The 22,565-nt window shown below is 67.9% G+C and carries 19 protein-coding genes; 8 read left to right on the top strand and 11 right to left on the bottom strand.

Annotated features, from left to right (window positions below; genetic code table 11):
• Positions 1-165: 165 nt before the first annotated feature.
• From grxD to hemA, 4 genes are all read right to left on the bottom strand, one after another.
• The gene (grxD, locus tag MRB47_RS16390) at positions 166-495 is read right to left on the bottom strand and encodes a Grx4 family monothiol glutaredoxin (RefSeq protein WP_011804293.1); all 330 of its coding nucleotides are present in this window, start codon (positions 493-495) and stop codon (positions 166-168) included.
• 53 nt (positions 496-548) lie between these two features.
• Entirely contained in the window at positions 549-1,391 is an 843-nt protein-coding gene (prmC, locus tag MRB47_RS16385; protein WP_252101219.1) for a peptide chain release factor N(5)-glutamine methyltransferase, read from the bottom strand.
• Positions 1,392-1,448: 57 nt separating this feature from the next.
• On the bottom strand, positions 1,449-2,552 hold the full coding sequence (gene prfA / locus MRB47_RS16380) for a peptide chain release factor 1 (protein WP_012655760.1): 1,104 nt from the start codon (positions 2,550-2,552) through the stop codon (positions 1,449-1,451).
• A gap of 113 nt (positions 2,553-2,665) precedes the next feature.
• Entirely contained in the window at positions 2,666-3,976 is a 1,311-nt protein-coding gene (gene hemA, locus MRB47_RS16375) for a glutamyl-tRNA reductase (RefSeq protein ID WP_252101218.1), read from the bottom strand.
• Positions 3,977-4,050: 74 nt separating this feature from the next.
• Between hemA and MRB47_RS16370 the strand changes: the two genes are divergently transcribed.
• On the top strand, positions 4,051-4,329 hold the full coding sequence (locus tag MRB47_RS16370) for a hypothetical protein (RefSeq protein ID WP_012655762.1): 279 nt from the start codon (positions 4,051-4,053) through the stop codon (positions 4,327-4,329).
• A 1-nt stretch (position 4,330) separates the two neighbouring features.
• Here the strand turns inward: MRB47_RS16370 and MRB47_RS16365 are convergent, their stop codons facing one another.
• The gene (locus tag MRB47_RS16365; protein ID WP_252101217.1) at positions 4,331-5,233 is read right to left on the bottom strand and encodes a LysR substrate-binding domain-containing protein; all 903 of its coding nucleotides are present in this window, start codon (positions 5,231-5,233) and stop codon (positions 4,331-4,333) included.
• A gap of 117 nt (positions 5,234-5,350) precedes the next feature.
• Here MRB47_RS16365 and MRB47_RS16360 point away from each other — a divergent pair, with 117 nt between their 5' ends.
• Positions 5,351-6,337 carry a tripartite tricarboxylate transporter substrate binding protein BugE gene (locus tag MRB47_RS16360; RefSeq protein ID WP_041835900.1) on the top strand — a complete coding sequence of 329 codons (987 nt, stop codon included), beginning with the start codon at positions 5,351-5,353 and terminating at the stop codon, positions 6,335-6,337.
• Between the two features lie 10 nt (positions 6,338-6,347).
• Positions 6,348-7,241 carry an N-formylglutamate amidohydrolase gene (locus MRB47_RS16355; RefSeq protein WP_252101216.1) on the top strand — a complete coding sequence of 298 codons (894 nt, stop codon included), beginning with the start codon at positions 6,348-6,350 and terminating at the stop codon, positions 7,239-7,241.
• Positions 7,242-7,313: 72 nt separating this feature from the next.
• Here MRB47_RS16355 and MRB47_RS16350 read toward each other — a convergent pair whose 3' ends face one another.
• The 6 genes from MRB47_RS16350 to ugpB all read right to left on the bottom strand — a co-directional run bounded on the left by MRB47_RS16350 (position 7,314) and on the right by ugpB (position 14,957).
• The gene (locus MRB47_RS16350; protein WP_252101215.1) at positions 7,314-9,836 is read right to left on the bottom strand and encodes a DUF3772 domain-containing protein; all 2,523 of its coding nucleotides are present in this window, start codon (positions 9,834-9,836) and stop codon (positions 7,314-7,316) included.
• Positions 9,837-9,934: 98 nt separating this feature from the next.
• Positions 9,935-10,684: a glycerophosphodiester phosphodiesterase gene (ugpQ, locus tag MRB47_RS16345; protein ID WP_252101214.1), complete on the bottom strand. Its 750-nt coding sequence runs from the start codon at positions 10,682-10,684 to the stop codon at positions 9,935-9,937.
• A gap of 25 nt (positions 10,685-10,709) precedes the next feature.
• On the bottom strand, positions 10,710-11,717 hold the full coding sequence (locus MRB47_RS16340; protein ID WP_012655768.1) for a sn-glycerol-3-phosphate import ATP-binding protein UgpC: 1,008 nt from the start codon (positions 11,715-11,717) through the stop codon (positions 10,710-10,712).
• A gap of 63 nt (positions 11,718-11,780) precedes the next feature.
• Positions 11,781-12,629 carry a sn-glycerol-3-phosphate ABC transporter permease UgpE gene (gene ugpE, locus MRB47_RS16335; protein ID WP_011804304.1) on the bottom strand — a complete coding sequence of 283 codons (849 nt, stop codon included), beginning with the start codon at positions 12,627-12,629 and terminating at the stop codon, positions 11,781-11,783.
• Positions 12,630-12,631: 2 nt separating this feature from the next.
• Entirely contained in the window at positions 12,632-13,513 is an 882-nt protein-coding gene (gene ugpA / locus MRB47_RS16330) for a sn-glycerol-3-phosphate ABC transporter permease UgpA (RefSeq protein WP_252101213.1), read from the bottom strand.
• A 130-nt stretch (positions 13,514-13,643) separates the two neighbouring features.
• Positions 13,644-14,957, bottom strand: a complete 1,314-nt coding sequence (ugpB, locus tag MRB47_RS16325) for a sn-glycerol-3-phosphate ABC transporter substrate-binding protein UgpB (RefSeq protein WP_252101212.1) — start codon at positions 14,955-14,957, stop codon at positions 13,644-13,646.
• A gap of 311 nt (positions 14,958-15,268) precedes the next feature.
• Here ugpB and serA point away from each other — a divergent pair, with 311 nt between their 5' ends.
• The 5 genes from serA to ubiE all read left to right on the top strand — a co-directional run bounded on the left by serA (position 15,269) and on the right by ubiE (position 22,539).
• The gene (gene serA, locus MRB47_RS16320) at positions 15,269-16,498 is read left to right on the top strand and encodes a phosphoglycerate dehydrogenase (protein WP_041835901.1); all 1,230 of its coding nucleotides are present in this window, start codon (positions 15,269-15,271) and stop codon (positions 16,496-16,498) included.
• Positions 16,499-16,690: 192 nt separating this feature from the next.
• Positions 16,691-20,614: a DUF3683 domain-containing protein gene (locus tag MRB47_RS16315; protein ID WP_252101211.1), complete on the top strand. Its 3,924-nt coding sequence runs from the start codon at positions 16,691-16,693 to the stop codon at positions 20,612-20,614.
• A gap of 20 nt (positions 20,615-20,634) precedes the next feature.
• Positions 20,635-21,096, top strand: coding sequence for an HIT family protein (locus MRB47_RS16310; protein ID WP_047350042.1), 462 nt, complete (start codon positions 20,635-20,637; stop codon positions 21,094-21,096).
• 170 nt (positions 21,097-21,266) lie between these two features.
• Positions 21,267-21,683 carry a gamma-butyrobetaine hydroxylase-like domain-containing protein gene (locus MRB47_RS16305; protein WP_012655774.1) on the top strand — a complete coding sequence of 139 codons (417 nt, stop codon included), beginning with the start codon at positions 21,267-21,269 and terminating at the stop codon, positions 21,681-21,683.
• Between the two features lie 124 nt (positions 21,684-21,807).
• The gene (ubiE, locus tag MRB47_RS16300) at positions 21,808-22,539 is read left to right on the top strand and encodes a bifunctional demethylmenaquinone methyltransferase/2-methoxy-6-polyprenyl-1,4-benzoquinol methylase UbiE (RefSeq protein WP_012655775.1); all 732 of its coding nucleotides are present in this window, start codon (positions 21,808-21,810) and stop codon (positions 22,537-22,539) included.
• Positions 22,540-22,565 lie beyond the last annotated feature (26 nt).

The following is a 22,565-nucleotide window of genomic DNA, read 5'->3' as shown; positions in this document are numbered from 1 at the left end:
AATGCCGCGCGCCTGTCGTGCAGCGGGGTGTGCCAAGCACGCAGGCACGGGGCCAGGTGCCGCCAAGTGTAGCGGGCCCGCGTGGCGGGGCGCTGCGCGCGCCGGCGGACATAAAAAAACCGCCCGGTGTGGGCGGTTGGTCCATTGGCGGCAGGACGCGGCGCTTCAGGCGGCGTCGCCGGTGCCCAGCACCTGCTGCAGTTCACCGGACTCGTACATCTCCATCATGATGTCCGAGCCACCGATGAACTCACCCTTCACGTAGAGCTGGGGGATGGTGGGCCAGTGGCTGTAGTCCTTGATGCCCTGGCGGATTTCCTGGTCGTCCAGCACGTTCACGGTGGCGATGTTCTTGGGGTCCACGCCGCAGGCCTTGAGGATCTGCACGGCGCGGCCCGAGAAGCCGCACATCGGAAAGCTGGCGTTGCCTTTCATGAACAGCAGGATGTCGTTGGTCTTGACCAGTTGGTCGATGCGTTGCTGGACGTCGCTCATGGGGTTCTCCTGAAGGGGGCGCCCTGGGGCAGGGCGGCGATGGGGGGATTATTTCACTGCGGGGCGCCGCCGGGCATTGACCCGCCGGAGCATCGGGCTATGCCGGCCAGATCGTGGCGGCTTTGCACCTGGTCAAAGCCTGCGTCGCGCAGCAGCGCTTGCACGGCCTCGGCCTGGTCCCACCCATGCTCCAGCAGCAGCCAGCCGCCAGGTGCCAGCCGCGCGGGCGCCTGCGCCACGATGGTGCGGATGTCCTCCAGGCCGTCGGCGCCGCTGGCCAGCGCGGACAGCGGCTCATGGGTGAGCGCGGCCAGGTGCGGGTCCTGCGCGGGGATGTAGGGCGGGTTGCTCACGATGGCATCGAACGGACCATCCACCCCATGCAGCCAGTTGCCTTGGATGAAGCGCACGGGCAGGCCCAACTGCCCGGCATTGGCGCGGGCGACGGCCAGCGCGCCGGCGCTGGCGTCCACGGCCAGCACCTGGGCATCGGGGCGCTCATGCTGCAGCGCCAGGGCGATGGCCCCGCTGCCGGTGCCCAGATCGGCCACGCGCGGCGCGGCGCGCGTGGCCAGCACCTCCAGCGCCCACGCCACCAGTGTCTCGGTGTCCGGGCGCGGGTCCAGCACGCGCGCGTCCACGGACAGCGGCAGGCCCCAGAACTCTTTGCGCCCAAGGAGGTAGGCCACGGGTTCTCCCTTGGCCCGGCGCGCGCGCAGCGCGGCGTACTGTTCCATGGCCGCCGCGGGTAGCGTGTCGCCGTCGTGCGCCAGCAGCCAGGCGCGGTCGGCCGGCGCGCGCCCCAGCACATGCAGCAGCAGCATCTGCGCGTCGATGCGCCCCAGCCCTTCGGCTTGGGCCTGGGTCAACGCCTGGGCCAGCGTGGGTGAAGGCATGGGTGCTTCTCTATGGATAGCTGTTGGCGCTTGCTGCGTGGGCGCTAGAGGCCAAAATCACTCCAAACCCAGTTCGGCCAGCAGTTCGGCTTCACGCGCATGCTGCAGGGCCTGCAGCACCTCGCCCAAGTCGCCCTCCATGATGGCCAGCAGCTTGTACAGCGTGAGGTTGATGCGGTGGTCGGTGAGGCGCCCCTGCGGAAAGTTGTAGGTGCGGATGCGGTCGCTGCGGTCGCCGCTGCCGATCAGGCCCTTGCGCAGCGCGGCCTCCTTGGCGGCGCGCTCGCTGCGTTCCTTTTCCTGGATGCGCGCCTGCAGCACCTGCAGCGCCTTGGCCTTGTTGCTGTGCTGGCTGCGCCCGTCCTGGCATTCGGCCACGATGCCGGTGGGCAGGTGCACCACGCGCACGGCGGAGTCGGTCTTGTTGATGTGCTGGCCGCCCGCGCCGCTGGCGCGGAAGGTGTCGATGCGCAGGTCCGCCGGGTTCAGCGTGATGGCCTGGTGCTCGTCGGGCTCGGGCATCACCGCCACGGTGCAGGCGCTGGTGTGGATGCGGCCCTGCGTCTCGGTGGCGGGCACGCGCTGCACGCGGTGGCCTCCGGATTCGAACTTGAGCGCGCCGTACACACCGCTACCGGAGGGGCCCGTCCCGGGCTGGCCCTCGATGCGCAGCACCACTTCCTTGTAGCCGCCGATCTCGCTCTCGTTGGCGCTCATGACCTCGACCTTCCAGCCCACGGTGGCGGCGTAGCGCGTGTACATGCGCGCCAGGTCGCCCGCGAACAGGGCGGATTCGTCGCCGCCCGTGCCGGCCCGGATTTCGATGAAGGCGTTGCGCTCGTCGTCGGGGTCTTTGGGCAGCAGCAGGCGCTGCAGCTCGTCCTCCAACTGCACCAGTTCGGTCTCTGCGGCGTGGATTTCCTCCTGCGCCATCTCGGCCATGTCGGGGTCTTCGAGCATCTCGCGCGCGCCGGCCAGGTCGGCCTCGCGCTGCTGGTAGCGGGCGTAGCGGCCCGCGACCTGGGTGACCTCGGCGTGCTCGCGCGAGATGCTGCGGTACTGCTGCATGTCCGCCATGATGTCTTCGCGCGAGAGCAGGAAGTCGAGTTCCTGCAGGCGTTGCGCGTAGCGTTCCAGCTGGCTGCGGAGAAAGGGTTTCATCAAGGGGTGTGAAAGAAGGGTTTTGCTACCAGTCTGGTAGCTGCTTGCGCTTGTCTGGTAAGCGCTGTTGGCCGGTATGGCTTATGAAGTCAGGGGTGCGCGAGCGAGCGCCGCTACAGCCCGTTTTTGCTGTGCGAGCGCAGGAACAGGCGCGAGACGGCCTGTGCGGTCTGGGCGCGCGCTTCGGCATCGCCCGCGCGCAGCTCGGCCATGGTGCCGTGCAGCATCTTTTGCGTGAGGCCGCGCGACAGCGCCTCAAGCACGGTCTCGATGTCCTCGCCCTTGGCCAGGCGCTTCTTGGCGCGGGCGATCTCCAGGGCGCGCCATTCGTCAGCCTGGGAGTTGAGTTGCTGGATCAGCGGCACCACGCCGCCGTTCTGCGCGGCGGGGCTGCGCAGCTCCATCCAGTGCACGAAGCTCTGCACGCCCGCGTCGATGATGGCCTCGGCCTGCGCCACGGCGGCCTGGCGATGCGCCTGTGCCGTCTGTACCACGCTGGCCAGGTCGTCCACGGTGTACAGGTACACGTCTTCGAGTTGCTTGACCTCGGGCTCGATGTCGCGCGGCACGGCCAGGTCCACCATGAAGATGGGGCGGTGGCGGCGCTTTTTCAGCGCGCGCTCCACGGCGCCCAGGCCAATGATGGGCAGCGTGCTCGCGGTGCAGCTGATGACCGCGTCGAACTCGTGCAGGTGGTCGGGCAGGTCGGCCAGGCGCATGACGGAGCCGCCAAAGCGCGTGGCGAGCTTTTCTCCGCGCTCCAGCGTGCGGTTGGCGATCGTGATCTGCTGGGGCGTCTTGGCCGCGAAGTGCGTGGTGCACAGCTCGATCATCTCGCCCGCGCCCACGAACAGCACGCGGATCTTCGTCAGGTCTTCGAACAACTGGCCGGCCAGCCGCACGGCCGCGGCGGCCATGCTGATGCTGTGCGCGCCGATGTCGGTGCTGGTACGCACCTCCTTGGCCACGGCAAAGCTGCGCTGAAAGAGCTGGTTGAGCGTGGTGCCGAGCGCCCCTGCGCCTTCAGCGGCGCGCACGGCGTCCTTCATCTGGCCGAGGATCTGGGCCTCGCCCAGCACCATGGAATCAAGCCCGCTGGCCACGCGGAAGGCGTGGCGGGCGACGAGGCCGTTTTCCAGGCTGTAGGAGTGCGAACGCAGCAGCGCGGGGCTCACGCCGCCGCTGTGGGCCAGCCAGTCCAGCGTGTGGTCCAGCGCCGGGGCCTCGGCTGCGCAGTAGATCTCGGTGCGGTTGCAGGTGGAGATGATGGCCGTCTCCACGCCCGGGTGGCGGCCCGAGGCGCTGGACAGCGAATCGCGCAGCCCGTGCAGCGTGGGCGCGATCTGGTCCAGGGCGAACGCGAACCGGCCCCGCAGATCGAGCGGAGCGGTGTGGTGGTTGATGCCGAGGGCCCAGACTGCCATGGGGTGGGATTATAAAATCCGCCGCGCACTCAGGCAGGCCACCGCGCCAATGGCTTGATCTGCATCATGACTCCATGGACCTGCTGCTCGCCCTCAACCATCTGCTGAACTTCACCGCACCCGCGCTGGCGGTCGCCGTGCTGCTGGTGGCATGCAGCCACGTCTTTATGCGAAAACTGGCCAGAGCGCACGGCTGGATTGCGCCAATAGCTATCAACTTTGTAGTGGGGTGTTGCGTCCTCGTGGCGGGGTTGGTGCTGCTGGGGCGCGACGGCCGCATGGCCACCTACGCCGGCTTGGCGGCGGCCTGCGCCACCAGTCAGTGGTTGCTGCTGCGCGCCTGGCGCGGCTGATTCAACTCCCGCCCTGTCCGCACGCCTGCGCCAGCAGCCAGCCGCGCAGGTCGTCCAGGGCCGGATTGGGCGCGCGCCCCGTCGGAATGCACAGGTGGTAGCCGCGGTCCAGCAGCACGGGGTGGTCGATGGCGATGGCAATGCGCCCGGCGGCCAGCTCCGGCTCCACCAGCGCGCGCTGCACCACCGCCACGCCCAGGCCGGCGATCACCGCCTGCACCAGCAGCGACACCAGCTCGAAGTCCGCCGCCGGCGTGAGCGGCCCGTGGACACAGCCCACACCGGCGAACCAGTGCGCCCAGTTGTCCGGGTAGTTCGTGTGGAACAGCAGCGGCCGCGCGAGCAGGTCGGCCGGTGCGCGGATGGCCTGGGGCCCCTGCAGGTCGGCCGGGCGGCAGATGGGTACCAGCTCGCGCCCCACCAGGTAGTGGGCCGCGATGCCCGCAGGCCAGTCGGCGCGGCCCACGCGGATCCAGGCATCGATCTCGGGCGCGCTCAGAGGGTCGTCGCGCCGGTAGGGTGCGAACGACAGCGCGATGCCGGGGTGGCGCGCGTGGAAATCGGGCAGGCGCGGGATCAGCCAGTGGCTGAACAGCGTGGGCGCGACCGACAGGCGCAACTGGCGCGGGTTGCGCCGCGTGCGCACGGCCAGCGTGGCGGATTCGATGGTGGCGATCGACGGGCCCACGGCCTGCAGGTAGTCGGCCCCCGCGCGCGTGAGCACGCTGCGCCGGCCCTCGCGCGCGAACAGCGCCACGCCCAGGTGCTCCTCCAGCCGGGCGATGGCGCGGCTGATGGCGCCCTGGGTCACGCTGAGTTCATCGGCCGCCTGCGAGAAGCTGCCCAGCCGCGCCGCGACGGCAAAGGCGTGCAGTTCGGGCAGCGACGGCGAGTGGATGCGCATGGGCGGTCGATTGATGAGTTTTGGTAATGGATTGCCGCCATTTTGTCGCTTTTCGTCAACGCGGGGGCGCTCAAGAATGGGGCTGCCCCCATTTATTTAAATACCGAGGAGATCCCCATGGCACTGCGCCGCACCCTGCTGTCCACCCTGGCCGCCTGCGCCGCCGCTGCGGCTTTCGCACCCCTGGCGCACGCCCAGGCGGGCGACTACCCCAACCGCCCCATCAAGCTGATCGTGCCGTTCGCGCCCGGCGGCTCCACCGACATGGTGGCCCGCCTGCTGGCCGACAAGATGGGCCCCATCCTGGGCAAGGCCGTGGTGGTGGACAACAAGGGCGGAGCCGGCGGCTCCATCGGCGCAGACGCCATCGCCAAGGCGGCACCGGACGGCTACACCATCGGCATGGCCACGGTGAGCACCCACGGCGCCAACCCCGCCATCTACGCCAAGCTGCCGTATGACGCGGTGAAGGATTTCGCCCCCATCACCAACGTGATGAGCGTGCCCAGCGTCTTCGTGGTGCACCCCAGCGTGCCCGCCAAGACCATGCAGGAGTTCGTGGCGCTGGCCAAGGCCAACCCCGGCAAATACACATTCGCCTCGCCAGGCACGGGCTCGCTGGGGCATGCCAACATCGAGAACTTCATGAACCTGGCGGGCATCGACCTGCTGCACATCCCCTACAAGGGCGCGGGCCAGGCCGCGACCGATGCGCTGGCGGGCCAGGTCAACGCGATGACGGACAACCTGCCCTCCACGCTGGCCAACATCCAGTCGGGCAAGCTGCGCCCGCTGGCCGTGCTGGCCTTGAAGCGCAGCCCCGTGCTGCCTGACGTGCCCACCTACACCGAGCTGGGCTACGCCGGCATGGGTGACGGCGGCTGGTTCGGCCTGGTGGCGCCCGCGGGCACGCCCAAGGAGATCATCGCCAAGCTGAACGCCGCCGCGCACAAGGCCATGGCCCAGCCCGACTACCTGGAGAAGCAAAAGAGCATCTCCGGCGAATCCATGGCCAACACGCCCGAGCAGTTTGCCAAGCAGATCGACGCCGCCATCGCGCGCTACACGGCCGTGGCCAAGCGCGCCAACATCAAGCTGGACTGATGGTGCGCCTTTGACAGCGTTGCATGACGACCTGAGCCCCCGGCCGGACACCCCGGTCGAGGTCTGGCGACCCACGGGGCAGCCGCTGCCGCTGGTGTGCGACTCGCCCCACAGCGGCACGGCCTATCCCGAAGACTTCGGCCACGCCGTGCCGCTGGCGCTGCTGCGCCGCGGCGAGGACACGCACGTGCACCGCCTCTGGCATACCGCGCCCGCGCACGGTGCCACGCTGATCGCCGCGACCTTCCCGCGCACTTACATCGACGTGAACCGGGCAGACAACGACCTGGATCCCGCGCAGATCGACGGCGCGTGGCCCGTGCCGCTCGCTCCCGGCCCCAAGACGCGCCAGGGCCTGGGCCTGGTCTGGCAGCAGATCAGCAAGGACGGCGTGGCCACGCCGCTGTATGCGCGTGCGCGCACGGTGGTCGAGGTGCAGCGGCGCATCGAGGGCTACTGGCGCCCCTACCATGCGCAGCTGCAGCAGGCGATCGACGCGAGCGTGCAGCGCTTTGGCCGCGTGTGGCACCTGAATTTGCATTCGATGCCCAATGACGTGTACCGGCGCCTGGGCCGCACGGACGCGCCGCCGCTGGCCGACTTCGTGCTGGGCGACCGCGACGGCACCACCTGCGCGCCCGAGTTCGTGCACCTGATCGCCGAGCAGCTGCGCGGCTTTGGCTACAGCGTGGCGCTGAACGAGCCCTACAAGGGTGTGGAGCTGATCGGCCGCATCGGCCAGCCGCACCTGGGGCGCCACAGCCTGCAGATTGAGATCCGCCGCCCGGTATACATGGACGAGGACACGCGTGCGCCCAACGCCGGCTTTGCACCGCTGCAGCAGCACCTGGACCAGTTGCTGGGAGTGGTGGCGGGCTATGTGCGGTCGCAGCTGTCGGTTTGAAGCAAAATTGGCCTGTATCGCTTGTCTGATAAGCGCTAGCAGCTATTGAAACAGGAGCGAATCAGGCGCCGTTCAGACGCGCTCCGACAGCGGCGGCGCTTCCTGGGCGGCGTCGCGCGGCGCCTGCGCCACCGAGGTGGTGGCTGGAGGCGATAGCGACAGGCCCGCGTCGCGCAGCGCCTCCAAAATGGCGAACAGCACGTCGCTGCGCACGCCTCCCGCGTTGCGCGGGCTGCTCACGTAGCCGATTGCCAGGAAGGTGAGCGTGCCGCTCTGGATGCCTTCCAGCGTCACCGATGGCGCGGGGCTCTCCAGGATGTCCTCGTGCGCATGAAAGGCCTGCAGGATCAGCTCGCGCATACGCCGCGCGTCGGTGTCCAGCGGTGCGGGCAGGCGCAGCAGCACCCGGCCCTGGGCGCTGCCCAGCGTCATGTTGCGCACGGTCTTGGTGATGAATTCCGAGTTGGGCACGATCACCGTGGAGCGGTCGCCCAGCTGGATCTCGGTGGCGCGCACGTTCACGCGGCGCACGTCGCCCTCGGTGTCGCCCAGCACCACCCAGTCGCCCACCTTCACCGGCCGCTCGGCCAGCAGGATCAGGCCCGAGATGAAGTTCTGCACGATGGCCTGCAGGCCGAAGCCGATCCCCACCGACAGCGCGCTCGCCACCCAGGCGATGCGCTCCACGCTGATGCCCAGGCCCGCCAGCGCCACGGCGATCACCACCACGCCGCCCACGTAGCCCAGCAGCGTGACGATGGAGCTGCGCATGCCCGGCTCCAGCGATGTGTGGGGGAAGTAGCGGTCGCTGAGCCAGCGCTTGACGATGCGTATCGCCAGGAAGCCCGCACAGATCACCGCCAGCGCCGTGAGCAGTGCCTGGGGCGCCAGCGTGAAGTCGCCGATCTGCAGGCTGTGGTCCAGCTTGCTGCCGCGGTGGAACAGCTCGTCCGGGTTGGTGCCCAGCGGCGCCATCAGCGCGATCGCCATGTAGAAGAACAGCGCCACACGCAGCACGCCGGCCAGCAGCACCGCGGCCTGATCCAGCAACTGGGCGTCGATGGCCAGCGCGGCGTGGATGCGCGCGCCCAGGCCGCCGTGGGAGGAGAGCAACGCGTCGCACAGGTCGTCCACCAACTGCATCAGCAGATAGGTGGTGGCAAACACCACGCCCGACCACACCATCTGCCGCGCCAGCGTGCCGCCCAGCGCCACGAAGCCCAGCAGCACGGCCAGCGCGGCCGCGGCCGCGGCAAGGCCCGCGCTGGCCAGGATCAGCCCCACCCAGAGGGGGCGGCCCGCCTTCTCCGCGGGCGCCGCGTCGGTGGCGCCATCGGCCGCATCCGCTGCCTGGGGCGTTGCCCGCAGCCGGCCCAGCGCGACGGCCACCGTCACCGACAGCAACACCGCGGACACGGCGTGCACCAGCACTTCGGCCGCCAGGCTGGCGCCCACGATGGCGTTGACCTGCGTGACCAGTCCGCCCAGCGCCGACAGTGCCGCGATCCACCACGGGAAGGGGCTGAGCCGGCGGGCGAGCGCGTCGGAGATGGGCAGCAGCCGCCAGGAGCTGCGCCGGCGCGACAGCAGCGCGTGCCCCAGCGTGATAACGAAGGTGGCGTAGGCCGCGGCACGCAGGCTGGCCTGCTGCACCGCGCGCACGTCCTCGTCCAGCACGCCGCCGAGCTTGACCCCGCTCCACGCGAGTTGCAGCGCAGCGCTGACGATCAGCACGTTCGCCACCACCGCCGCCGCCGCCAGCAGCGTGCGCCGCAGCCGGGTGGCCGGCAGCCGCGCGGGCAGCGCGCGCACCAGCACACGCTCCGCCAGCCAGGTACCCCCCACGGCCAGGGCGACGGCCAGGGCCAGGTAACCCAGGAAGGTGCCGCGGCGCGGCGAGTCCAGCGTGGCCTGCACGGCGCGGCGCAGGTTGGCGCCCAGCGCCTGCAGCCGCGCACTGTCGCCGGGCGCGGCGTAGCGCAGGCTGCGCCAGAAGGCGGGGGCCAGTGGCGAATCGACGCGCGTTGTGAGGGCCGCCTGGAACAGCGCTCGCCGCTGGCGCCCGATCTCCGCGCTGCGCTGCTCGGCATCCACGGCCACCAGGCGGGCGAGCTTGAGTTCCGCATCGATCACGCCGCGCTGCTTGTTCAGCGCGGTGCGCTGCTCGGCCACGTCGGGCGCATCCGCGGGTGCCCCCTTTTCGGGCGTGGGGCCCAGGCCTTCCAGGCGGCGGTCCAGGTCCGCCAGGTCGCTGGTGCGCTGGGCGACCACGCGCTCGGCCGCGGTGCCGATGGCGGCCACCTCGGTCAGCAGCTTGCGGCCGTCGTCCTCCTCGCCGAGCTTTGCGGGAATGGCGTCGAGCTGCTTGCGCAGTTCATCCACCGAGGGCAGAGGGGCGTTGTCCTCACCCAGCGTGTCCACCGCGCTGGCCGCGGCGGAGGCGGGGGCCGCAGCGGGCCGGGTCTGGGCAAGGGCGGGCGTGCCGCCCAGCCACAGGCAGCAGACCAGTACCAACCACTGCCAAAGGTGGCGTGTGCTCTGCACGGGGAGACGGCGGCGCAGCGGGCGCGCGCCGGTGCGGGAAAGGCGATGCATGCGCGCATTGTCCGCTGCCGAGCGGCCCCGGCCTTGCCAGACGGCAGCGCGAGCGGCGCGCCCGGCACCGCCCGCCGGCGTGGACGGGTGGCGCCGCGTCAGGCCCCGGCGGGGCTGAACAGGTCCACGCGGTCGGTGATGATGCCGTCGGTGTGCAGCGCCAGCAGCCGCTGGGCGGCCCAGTCGTCGTTCACGGTGTAGCTCAGGGCGCGCATGCCGGCCAGGTGTACCTCGGCCACGGTGGCGGCGCTCCACAGCGCATGGTTGCAGACCACGGCCACGCAGCCCCACTGGCGCGTAGTGTCCAGCCAGCCGTCATGCAGTTGGTCCAGCAGCAGGCCGCGTGGCAGATGCGGCGCGGTCTCGCGCGCGCCGGCCAGCGCCTGCGGTTTGAACGAGGTGAGCAGCGGTGGCACGCTCTGGCCGTGCCACAGGCGTGCCGCCAGCGCGGCCACGGCGCGGCCGGTTTCGGCTTCGGTACCGGGCGTGGGCTTGATCTCGATGTTGAGGAAGTGGCCGTTGGCGATGCACCAGCGCGCCAGGTGCTCCAGCGTGGGCAGCGGCTCGCCCGCGTACGTGCGCGAATGCCAGGCACCGGCGTCCAGCTGGGCCAGCGTGCCCCAGGGCTGATCGCCAGCGGTGCCGTGGCCGTTGGTGGTGCGCTCCAGCGTGGCGTCGTGCAGCAGGAAGGCCACGCCGTCGCTGCTCAGCTTGGCGTCGCACTCGAACATGCGGTAGCCGTGCTGCGCGCCCAGGCGGAAGGCGGCCAGCGTGTTCTCGGGCGCCAGCTTGCCGGCGCCGCGGTGGGCGATCCAGCGGGGGTAGGGCCAGGCGGAAGGTGTCGTCATGCGCGGTGCTCCAGGCGGTCGGGTGCTACAGGCGCTTGCCGGTGCCGGCATCGAAGGTGTGCAGCCGGTGGGCGCGCGGCGTGACGTGGATGGTGTCGCCCGGCTGTGGCGCGGGGGCGCCTTCCTCGATGCGCACGATGAGCTGCTCGTCGCCCACGCGGCCATACACCAAGCGCTCGGCGCCCAGCAGCTCCACCGTCTCTACCTGCACGGCCCAGCCGCCGTCGGCGGTGATGTCCAGGTGCTCGGGGCGGATGCCCAGCGTGGTGCCGGGCTGGGCGCCCGGCGCGTGGTTGAGCAGGTTCATCGGCGGCGAGCCGATGAAGCTGGCCACGAAGGTGGAGGCCGGTGTGTGGTAGACCTCCTCGGGCGTGCCGAACTGCTCCATGTTGCCGGCGTTCATGACGATCATGCGCTGCGCGAGCGTCATGGCCTCCACCTGGTCGTGGGTCACGAACAGGCTGGTGATGCCCAGTTCGCGGTGCAGCTTCTGGATTTCGATACGGGTCTGCGCGCGCAGCTTGGCGTCCAGGTTGGACAGCGGCTCGTCGAACAGGAACACCTGGGGCTGGCGCACGATGGCGCGGCCCATGGCCACGCGCTGGCGCTGGCCGCCCGAAAGCTGGCGCGGCTTGCGCTCCAGCAGGTGGCCCAGCTCGAGGATCTTGGCGGCCTTGTCCACGCGCGCCTTGATCTCGTCCTTGGCCACCTTGGCGATCTTCAAGCCGTAGGCCATGTTGTCGAACACGCTCATGTGCGGGTACAGGGCGTAGTTCTGGAACACCATGGCGATGTCGCGCCTGGCCGGCTCCAGGTTGTTGACCACGCGCTCGCCGATGGCGATGGTGCCGCCGGTGATTTCCTCCAGGCCGGCCACCATGCGCAGCAGGGTGGATTTGCCGCAGCCCGAGGGGCCGACGATGACGATGAACTCGCCGTCCCGGATCTCGGCGTTGACGCCGTGGATCACGGGCACGATCTGCTTGCCGCTGCCGTAGTGCTTGACGACGTTGGTGAGGGTAAGGGATGCCATATGTGCTATTTAATCAATAGCTGTTTGCGCTTGAAGGGTGGGCGCTACAGCCGGTTTTGATGTTTATTTCTCGGTGTCGACCAGGCCCTTGACGAACCACTTCTGCATCAGGATCACCACGGCCGTGGGCGGCAGCATGGCAACGATGGCGGTGGCCATCACGATGTTCCAGTCCACGGCGGCCTCGCCGCCGGCCAGCATGCGCTTGATGCCGATCACCACCGGGTACATGTCTTCGGAGGTGGTCATCAGCAGCGGCCACAGGTACTGGTTCCAGCCGTAGATGAACTGGATCACGAACAGCGCCGCGATCGAGGTGCGCGACAGCGGCACCAGCACGTCCTTGAAAAAGCGCATGGGCCCGGCGCCGTCGATGCGCGCGGCCTCCACCAGCTCGTCGGGCACCGTCAGGAAGAACTGGCGGAACAGGAACGTGGCGGTGGCGGAGGCGATCAGCGGCAGCGTGAGGCCGGCGTAGCTGTTGAGCAGGCCCAGGTCTGCCACCACCTTGTAGGTGGGCAGGATGCGCACTTCCACCGGCAGCATCAGCGTCACGAAGATGGCCCAGAAGCACAGCATCTTGAACGGGAAGCGGAAGTACACGATGGCGAACGCCGACAGCAGCGAGATGGCGATCTTGCCCACGGTGATGACCATGGCCACCACGAAGCTCACCCACATCATGTGCACCACGTTGGTGTTGGAGCCCAGCTTGCCCGAGCCGAACAGCGCGGCCTGGTAGTTCTCCCACAGATGGCTGCCCGGCAGCAGCGGCATGGGCGACTGCACGATGGCGTCCGCCGTGTGGGTGGAGGCCACCAGCGCCAGGTACAGCGGGAAGGCCACGATGGCCACGCCGAGGACCAGCACGGCGTGCGAAATGAAATTGAGCCATGGGTTACGGTCGATCATGGTCAGTACTGCACTTTCTTCTCGACGTAGCGGAACTGCACCACGGTGAGCGCGATGACGATCAGCATCAGGATCACGGACTGCGCCGCCGAGCCGCCGAGGTCCAGCGCCTTGAAGCCGTCCTGGTACACCTTGTAGACGAGGATGGACGTGGACTGCCCCGGCCCGCCCTGCGTGGCCGCGTCGATGATGCCGAAGGTGTCAAAGAAGGCGTACACGATGTTGATCACCAGCAGGAAGAACGTGGTGGGCGACAAGAGCGGCAGCTGGATGTTCCAGAAGCGCCGCCATGCACCCGCGCCGTCGATGGAGGCCGCCTCGATCAGCGCCTTCGGAATCGACTGCAGGCCCGCCAGGAAGAACAGGAAGTTGTAGGAGATATGCTTCCACACCGAGGCGATGACGATCAGCGTCATGGCCTGGTTGTCGTTCATCATGTGGTTCCAGCCGTAGCCCAGCTCACCCAGGTAGTAGGTCACCACGCCGATGGAAGGCGAGAACAGGAACACCCACAGCACGCCCGCGATCACCGGGGCCACGGCATAGGGCACGATGAGCAGGGTCTTGTAGACCATGGCAAAGCGCACGATGCGGTCCGCGAAGATGGCCAGCGCCAGCGACACCACGATGCCGATGCCCGCCACCAGCACCGAGAACAGCGCCGTGCGCTGGAAGGATTCCAGATACGACGGATCGTCGAAAAGCTGCTTGAAATTGTCCAGCCCCACCCACTCGGTGCTCATGCCAAACGCGTCTTCCATCTGGAAGGACTGCAGGATGGCCTGGCCCGCGGGCAGGAAGAAGAAGATGCCGATGATGAGCAACTGCGGGGCGATCAACACCCAGGGCAGCCACGCCGAGCGGAAAAGTACGCGTTTTTCCATGACGTTCACAAACGAGAAAACCGCTGGCGCAAGGCTGCACCAGCGGGAAAAGGAAAAGCGGCCCCCAGGCAGGGGCCGCCGACCGAAGGGGCGTTCATGGGAACGCCTCGCCCGTCACGGATGACAGGGCTTACTTCTTGTACGAGCGCTCGAAGCGCGCCAGCAGTTCGTTGCCGCGGCTCACGATGGAGTCCAGGGCTTCCTTGGCCGTCTTCTTGCCGGCCCACACCTGTTCGAGTTCTTCGTCCTCGATGGTGCGGATCTGCACGTAGTTGCCTAGGCGGATGCCGCGCGAGTTGTCGGTCACCTTGCGCACCATCTGGTTCACGGCCGTGTCGGTGCCGGGGTGCTTGGCGTAGAAACCGGACTTGTCGGTCAGCTCATACGCGCCCATGGTGATGGGCAGGTAGCCCGTGCGCTGGTGGCTGGCGGCCTGCACCTTGGTGTCGGACAGGAACTCGAAGAACTTGGCCACGCCCTTGTATTCGGCGGGCTTCTTGCCGGCCATGACCCACAGCGATGCGCCACCGATCACGGTGTTCTGCGGTGCGCCCTTCACGTCGGGGTAGTAGGGCAGGGGCGCCAGGCCGTAGGCGAACTTGGCGTTCTTGGCCACATCGCCGTAGAAGCCCGACGACGTCTGGATCATGGCGCACTCACCCGAGGTGAACGACGCCTGGGCCGCCGAGCCGCGGCCCTTGTAGACGAACTCGCCCGCCTTGGCGGCCTGCGACAGGTTGTCGATGTGGCGCACGTGCAGCGGCGAATTGATCTTCATGCGGGCCTTGTAGCCGTTGGGCGACAGGCCGTTCTTCTCGGTGGCGAACTCCACGTTGTGCCAGGCGGAGAACGATTCGAGCTGCGTCCAGCCCATCCAGGCCAGCGTCATGGGGCAGCTGTGGCCGCTGGCCTTGAGCTTCTTGGCAGCCTCGAACACTTCGGGCCAGGTGGCGGGAGCCTTGTCGGGGTTCAGGCCGGCCTTCTTGAAGGCGTCCTTGTTGTAATAAAAGATGGTTGTGGAGCTGTTGAACGGGAAGCTCAGCATCTGGCCGTTGGGGTCGGTGTAGTACGTAGCCACGGCGGGGATGTACGCGCTGGGGTCGAAGGCAGCGCCCGCGTCCTTCATCACCTTGCCCACGGGTACGGTGGCGCCCTTGCTGGCCATCATCGTGGCCGTACCCACCTCGAACACCTGCAGGACGTGCGGTGCATTGCCCGAGCGGAACGCGGCGATCGCGGCCGTCATGCTTTCGTCATACGACCCCTTGAAGGTAGGGATGACCTTGTACTCTTTCTGGCTCTCGTTGAACTGCTTGGCCAGGTCATTGACCCACTCGTTGTTGACAGCCGTCATGGAGTGCCACCACTGGATCTCTGTTTGAGCTTGTGCGGCCAGGCTGGTGGCGGCCACTGCGGCGGCCAGCGCCAAGTGTTTGATCTGCATGAATACTCCTCGTTGATAGACGATAGGCAGGAAAGCGGCGATGGTGGTCGCGTTCCGTGACAGGAATGTGTCGTTCTCGCACACTGCAAAAAGCGCAGCAACGGGGTAAACCCCGCGGCGCTTGGGTGACGAATTGTGTCACTGGCATGACGATGTTGTGACAAACATCCGGCCGCGCTGGGGGCATGCATGGGCCGCCGCGGGCAATCGCATGGATGCCGACAGGGATTTGTGCATTGCACAATGATCCCCTCTCCTGTCCAGCGGCGCGCGCCGCCTGGGTGTTTTCATCTCCTCTCAATTTGCACGCCATGGCCAAGACTTCCCTGGATAAAAGCAAGATCAAGTTCCTGTTGCTGGAGGGTATCCATCCCTCTGCGGTGGAAGTGTTGCGGTCCGCGGGGTATACGCAGGTCGAGGTGCTGGCCGGGGCGCTGGAGGGCGAGGAACTGCGCCGCAAGATCGCCGACGTGCACTTCATTGGCATCCGCTCGCGCACGCAGCTCACGGCGGACGTGTTCGCGCATGCGCACAAGCTCGTGGCCGTGGGGTGCTTTTGCATCGGCACCAACCAGGTAGACCTGAACGCTGCGCGCGAGCGCGGCATCGCCGTGTTCAATGCGCCATATTCCAACACCCGCTCCGTGGCCGAGCTGGTGCTGGCCGAGGCCATCCTGCTGCTGCGCGGCGTGCCCGAGAAGAATGCCGCGGCCCACCGCGGCGGCTGGCTCAAGAGCGCCACGAACGCCTACGAGATCCGCGGCAAGACGCTGGGCATCGTGGGCTACGGCTCCATCGGCACCCAGCTGTCGGTGCTGGCCGAGGCGCTGGGCATGCACGTGATCTTCCACGACGTGGTGCACAAGCTGCCGCTGGGCAATGCGCGCCAGGTGGGTTCGCTGCACGAGCTGCTGGGCCAGGCCGACATCGTGACCCTGCACGTGCCTGAGCTGCCTTCCACCCAGTGGATGATTGGCGCCGCCGAGATCGCGGCCATGAAGCCGGGCGGCATCCTCATCAACGCCTCGCGCGGCACGGTGGTGGAGATCGACCCCCTGGCCCAGGCGCTGAAGGGCGGCAACTTGCTGGGCGCGGCCGTGGACGTGTTCCCCGTGGAGCCCAAGAGCAACAAGGACGAGTTCGTCTCGCCGCTGCGCGGGCTGGACAACGCCCTCCTCACGCCCCACATCGGCGGATCCACCATGGAGGCGCAGGCCAACATCGGCCTGGAGGTGGCGGAAAAGCTCGTCAGGTACAGCGACAACGGCACCAGCACCTCGTCGGTCAACTTCCCCGAGGTGGCGCTGCCCGAGCATGCCGGCAAGCACCGCCTGCTGCACGTGCACCACAACGTGCCGGGCGTGCTCTCGCAGATCAACAGCATCCTGTCGGACAACCACATCAACATCGCGGCGCAGTACCTGCAGACCAACGAGAAGATCGGCTATGTGGTGATCGACCTCGACGCGCGCTCGTCCGACCTGGCGCTGGAGAAGCTGGCCCAGGTGCCCGGCACCATCCGCAGCCGCGTGTTGTATTAAATAGCTATTGTTTTAATAGCTGCTTGCGCTGAATGGACGGGCGCTGGGGCCTGATTTGGCTCTTGCCCGTCCTTGGCCGCCCCGCGCCAGCGGCGGGGCTCTACGGGCAGGACAGTGCGGTAACGGGCACTGGCTTAAAATCCCGACCCCGAGGCACGAGGGCGCCCTGCACGCCCAACCCAGGTTGATCCCATGAATGTTCCGATTGCGCTGGCCGCCCTGCAGACGCAAGGCGCCGAGCCTGCCCGTTTGCGCGAAATTCCGTACAACTACACCTCGTTTTCCGACCGGGAAATCGTGATCCGCCTGCTGGGCGCCTCCGCCTGGGATGTGCTGGACCAGTTGCGCCGCGAGCGCCGCACGGGCCGATCCGCCCGCATGCTGTACGAAGTGCTGGGCGACATCTGGGCCGTGCAGCGCAACCCCTACCTGCAAGACGACCTGCTGCACAACCCCGCCCGGCGCAAGCTGCTGGTGGATGCGCTGCAGCACCGCATGGCCGAGATCGAAAAGCGCCGCCTGCCGCAGGAAGACGCCGAGCGCGACCGCCGCGTGGGCGTGCTGGTGGACGCAGCGCGCCGGGCCATCGACGAGTTCGACGCCACGCTGGTCGAGGCCAGCGATCTGCGCAAGAAGGTGGCGCGCCGCCTGGGCCGCCACACCGCCAAGGACAACATCAAGTTCGACGGGCTGTCGCGCGTGTCGCACGTGACCGATGCGACCGACTGGCGCGTGGAATACCCGTTCGTGGTGCTCACGCCCGACACCGAGGCCGAGATGGCCGCGCTGGTCAAGGCCTGCATCGAGCTGGAACTGACCATCATCCCGCGTGGGGGCGGCACCGGCTACACGGGCGGCGCCATTCCGCTCACCTGGCGCAGCGCCGTCATCAACACCGAAAAGCTCGAGGCCATGACCGAGGTGCAGATGCGCCGCCTGCCGGGCCTGGACGCCGAGGTGGCCACCATCTGGACCGAGGCCGGCGTGGTCACCCAGCGCGTGGCCGACGCGGCCGAGGCCGCCGGCTTCGTGTTCGCCGTGGACCCGACCAGTGCCGAGGCTTCGTGCGTCGGCGGCAACATCGCCATGAACGCGGGCGGCAAGAAGGCCGTGCTGTGGGGCACGGCGCTGGACAACCTGGCCAGCTGGCGCATGGTGACGCCTGAAGGGCAGTGGCTGGAGGTCACGCGCATCGGGCACAACCTGGGCAAGATCCACGACGCCGACGTCGCCAGTTTCGAACTGGCGTACTTCCAGGCTGACGGCAAGACGCCGATCCGCACCGAGCGCCTGGACATCCCGGGCAAGACCTTCCGCAAGGAGGGCCTGGGCAAGGACGTGACGGACAAGTTCCTCAGCGGCCTGCCTGGTGTGCAAAAGGAAGGCACCGACGGCCTGATCACCAGCGCGCGCTGGATCGTGCACCGTATGCCCGAGCACACGCGCACCGTGTGCCTGGAGTTCTTTGGCAACGCCAAGGACGCCGTGCCCAGCATCGTGGAGATCAAGGACTTCATGTTCGCTGAGCAAAAGCGCAGCGGCGTGCTGTTGGCGGGCCTGGAGCACCTGGACGACCGCTACCTGCGCGCCGTGGGCTACACCACCAAGTCCAAGCGCGGCGGCCTGCCCAAGATGCTGCTGGTGGGCGACATCGTGGGCGACGACCCTGATGCCGTGGCCCGCGCCACCGCCGAGGTGGTGCGCATCGCCAACAGCCGCAGCGGCGAGGGCTTCACGGCGGTGAGCGCCGAGGCCCGCAAGAAGTTCTGGGCCGACCGCAAGAAGACGGCCGCCATCAGCCGCCACACCAACGCCTTCAAGATCAACGAAGACGTGGTGATCCCGCTGCCGCGCATGGCCGAGTACACCGACGGCATCGAGCGCATCAACATCGAACTCAGCCTGCGCAACAAGATCGAGCTGGCCGACGCGCTGGAGGAGTTTCTCGCGCGCGGCAACCTGCCGCTGGGCAAGCCCGAGGCGGGCGGCGAGCCGCCTTCGCCCGAGCTGCTGGAGGAAAAGCTGGCCCTGGCCCTGGCCCTGGTGCGCGAGACGCGCGCGCTCTGGCAGGACTGGCTGCAGCGCGTGGAAGAACTGTTCCCCCAGCTGCAGGACCACCGCCTGCGGGCCAGCTGGAAGACGCAGATCCGCGATCCGCTGCGCAACATCTTCACCGGCAGCGACTTCGAGCCGCTGATGCAGGCGCTGGGCGACGTGCAAAAGCGCGTGCTCAAGGGCCGGGTGTGGGTGGCGCTGCACATGCATGCCGGCGACGGCAACGTGCACACCAACATCCCCGTGCACAGCGACAACTACGCCATGCTGCAGACCGCACACGAGGCGGTGGCGCGCATCATGGTGCTGGCGCGCAGCCTGGGTGGCGTGATCTCGGGCGAGCACGGCATCGGCATCACCAAGCTGGAGTTTTTGACCGACGAGGAACTGGCGCCGTTCGCCGAGTACAAGCGCAAGGTGGACCCGCAAGGCCGCTTCAACCGCGGCAAGCTGCTACGCAATCAGGAGCTGCTCGCGCAGGACGGGCAAGCACTGCAGGCCCATTTTGCGCATAAAGGCTCGCGCACCTCGCTGATGTTCGCGGACCTGACCAATGCCTACACGCCCAGCTTCGGGCTGATGGGGCACGAGTCGCTGATCATGCAGCAGAGCGACATCGGCGACATCGTTGCCAGCGTGAAGGACTGCCTGCGCTGCGGCAAGTGCAAGCCCGTGTGCTCCACGCACGTGCCGCGTGCCAACCTGCTGTACAGCCCGCGCAACAAGATCCTGGCCACCTCGCTGCTGGCCGAGGCCTTCCTGTACGAAGAGCAGACGCGCCGCGGCGTGTCCATCCGCCACTGGCAGGAATTCGAGGACGTGGCCGACCACTGCACCGTGTGCCACAAGTGCTACTCGCCGTGCCCGGTCAAGATCGACTTCGGCGACGTGACCATGAACATGCGCAACCTGCTGCGCAAGATGGGCAAGAAAAGCTTCCGCCCCGGCAACAAGCTGGCCATGGCGATGCTCAACGCCACCAACCCCGACACCATCAAGCTGCTGCGCGCGGGCATGGTCAATGTAGGTTTCAAGGCCCAGCGCATGGCCGTGGACGTGCTGCGCAGCGTGAGCCGCAAGCAGACCGCGCACCCGCCCGCCACCGTGGGCACGGCGCCGGTCAAGGAGCAGGTGATCCACTTCGTGAACAAGAAGCTGCCCGGTGGCCTGCCCACCAAGACAGCACGCGCGCTGCTGGACATCGAGGACAAGGACTACGTGCCCATCATCCGCAACCCGGCCGCCACGTCGGCCGACACGGAGGCGGTGTTCTACTTCCCCGGCTGCGGGTCGGAGCGCCTGTTCAGCCAGGTGGGGCTGGCCACGCAGGCCATGCTCTGGCACGCCGGCGTGCAGACCGTGCTGCCGCCGGGCTACCTGTGCTGCGGCTATCCGCAGCGCGGCAGCGGCCAGTTCGACAAGGCCGAGAAGATGATCACCGACAACCGGGTGCTGTTCCACCGCGTGGCCACCACGCTGAACTACCTGGACATCAAGACGGTGGTGGTGTCGTGCGGCACCTGCTACGACCAGCTGCAGGGCTACCAGTTCGACAAGATCTTCCCCGGCAGCCGCATCATCGACATCCACGAATACCTGCTGGAAAAGGGCATCACCCTGCCCGCGGGGCAGGGCGGCTACCTGTACCACGAGCCCTGCCACAACCCGATGAAGCAGGGCGACTCGATGAAGACCGTGCGCGCCCTGGTAGGCGACAAGGTGCTCAAGAGCGACCGCTGCTGCGGCGAGTCGGGCACGCTGGGCGTGACGCGCCCCGATGTTTCCACGCAAGTGCGCTTTCGCAAGACCGAGGAAATCCGCAAGGGCGAGGCGGCCTTGCGTTCCAGCGGCGCGGTGGGCGCGCAGGACAACATCAAGATCCTGACCAGCTGCCCCAGCTGCCTGCAGGGCATCTCGCGCTACCAGGACGACCTGTCCACCGGCCTGCTGGAAGCCGATTACATCGTCATCGAGATGGCCAAGCAGATCCTGGGCGAGAACTGGCTGCCCGAGTACGTGCAACGCGCCAACGCCGGCGGCATCGAGCGGGTGCTGGTATGAGCCAGGCCGCGATGCCCGGCATGTCCGCGCCTTCCACGGGTGGCGCTGGCGCCTGCCCCCTGTGTGACTCCGACGCGGGTGCGTTGGTCTGGCGCGGCGCCAAGCTGCGCGTGATCCATGCGCAGGAGGCCGGCTTTCCAGCCTTCTACCGCGTGATCTGGGCGGACCATGTGGCGGAGTTCTCGGACCTCTCCCCCGCCGACCGCCAACACTGCATGGAGGCCGTGACGCTGGTAGAGCAGGCGCTGCGCGAGCAACTGGCGCCGGCCAAGATCAACCTGGCCAGCCTGGGCAACGTGGTGCCGCACCTGCACTGGCACGTGATCGCGCGCTACGAGTGGGACAGCCACTTCCCCGCACCCGTCTGGGCGCACCCCCAGCGCGAGTGCGACACCGCGCGCGAGACGCTGGTGGCCGAGCGCTTGCCCGCACTGCACGCGCTGATGCGCGAGCGCCTGGAGCGCTGGGCCGGACCTGGGTGAGCAGTGATGCTCATCAATTGATAGCTGCCAGCGCTTTCCCCTTGGGCGCTGGGGGCTGATTTGGCTCGCATCGCGCCGCCTTGGCTCCGGCGGCGGACAATAGCGGCAGGGCGGCGGTGCGCGGTCTCCGCCGCCGGTGTTCATTCCTTTTCATTGCGCAGGTGAAATCCATGGCAGGTCTGACGGCGGGCGCGCCCATGCCCCAATCCATCACGGTGCACGAGCAGTCGCGCGTGCTGGAGGTGACGTTTTCCGACGGCGCACACTTTCGCATCCCATTCGAGCTGATGCGCGTGTATTCCCCCTCGGCCGAAGTGCAGGGTCATGGGCCGGGCCAGCAGGTGCTGCAGACCGGAAAACGCGACGTCACGTTGACGCGGCTGGAGCCGGTAGGCAACTACGCCGTGCAGCCCACCTTCTCCGACGGGCACGACAGCGGCATCTTCTCGTGGGACTACCTGTACGAACTGGGCCGCGACGAGCAGGCGCTGTGGGCAGACTATGCCGAGCGGCTGGCCGCCGCCGGCGTGGACCGTGATGCACCCATGGCGCCCAAGGCCGGCGGCCACGGCTGCGGCGGGCATTGAGGCGCAGCACGGCCCGCCCGCGTGGCCGCGCCGCGCCACGCTTTAGCCTAAATAGCGACAGATGACCTAGGCGCATGCGGGGTTGCCGCTGTACGCATGGTCAGTGGGCGCTTAGCATCGTGGTATGAGTACCACGCATTTCGGATTCCAGTCGGTTCAGGAAGAGGACAAGGCGCGCCACGTGCGCGGCGTGTTCGATTCTGTCGCGCCCAAGTACGACCTGATGAACGACCTGATGTCGGCCGGGTTGCACCGCGCCTGGAAGGCCTACACCGTCATGGTGGCCAACCTGCGCGAGGGCGACCAGGTGCTGGACATCGCGGGCGGCACGGGCGACCTGTCGCTGGCCTTTTCCAAGAAAGTGGGCGCCACGGGCCGCGTCGTGCATACCGACATCAATGAGGCCATGCTGCGCGTGGGACGCGACCGGCTGATCAACGAAGGCGTGGTGCTGCCCACGACGGTGTGCGATGCCGAGCACCTGCCGTTTCCTGACAACCACTTCGACCTGGTGAGCGTGGCCTTCGGCCTGCGCAACATGACGCACAAGGACGCTGCGCTGCGCGAGATGTGCCGCGTGCTCAAGCCGCGCGGCCGGCTGCTGGTGCTGGAGTTTTCCCGCGTGGCCAAGCCGCTGGAAAAGGCCTATGACTGGTATTCGTTCCAGGTGTTGCCGCGGCTGGGCAAGCTGGTGGCGGGCGACGATTCGAGCTACCGGTACCTGGCCGAGTCCATCCGCATGCACCCGGGCCAGGAAGAGCTCAAATCCCTCATGCAGCAAAGTGGCTTTGGGCATGTGGACTATCACAACATGACTGGCGGCATCGTCGCCTTGCATGTTGGAATCAAGTGCTGAAAGAGTTCATTGAAAACTATCGATAT

The organism is Diaphorobacter sp. LI3 (genome assembly GCF_022807955.1).
Taxonomy (GTDB): domain Bacteria; phylum Pseudomonadota; class Gammaproteobacteria; order Burkholderiales; family Burkholderiaceae_C; genus Diaphorobacter; species Diaphorobacter nitroreducens.
The sequence above is the reverse complement of the archived record's forward strand: the minus strand, read 5'-3'. Positions and strand labels throughout refer to the sequence as shown.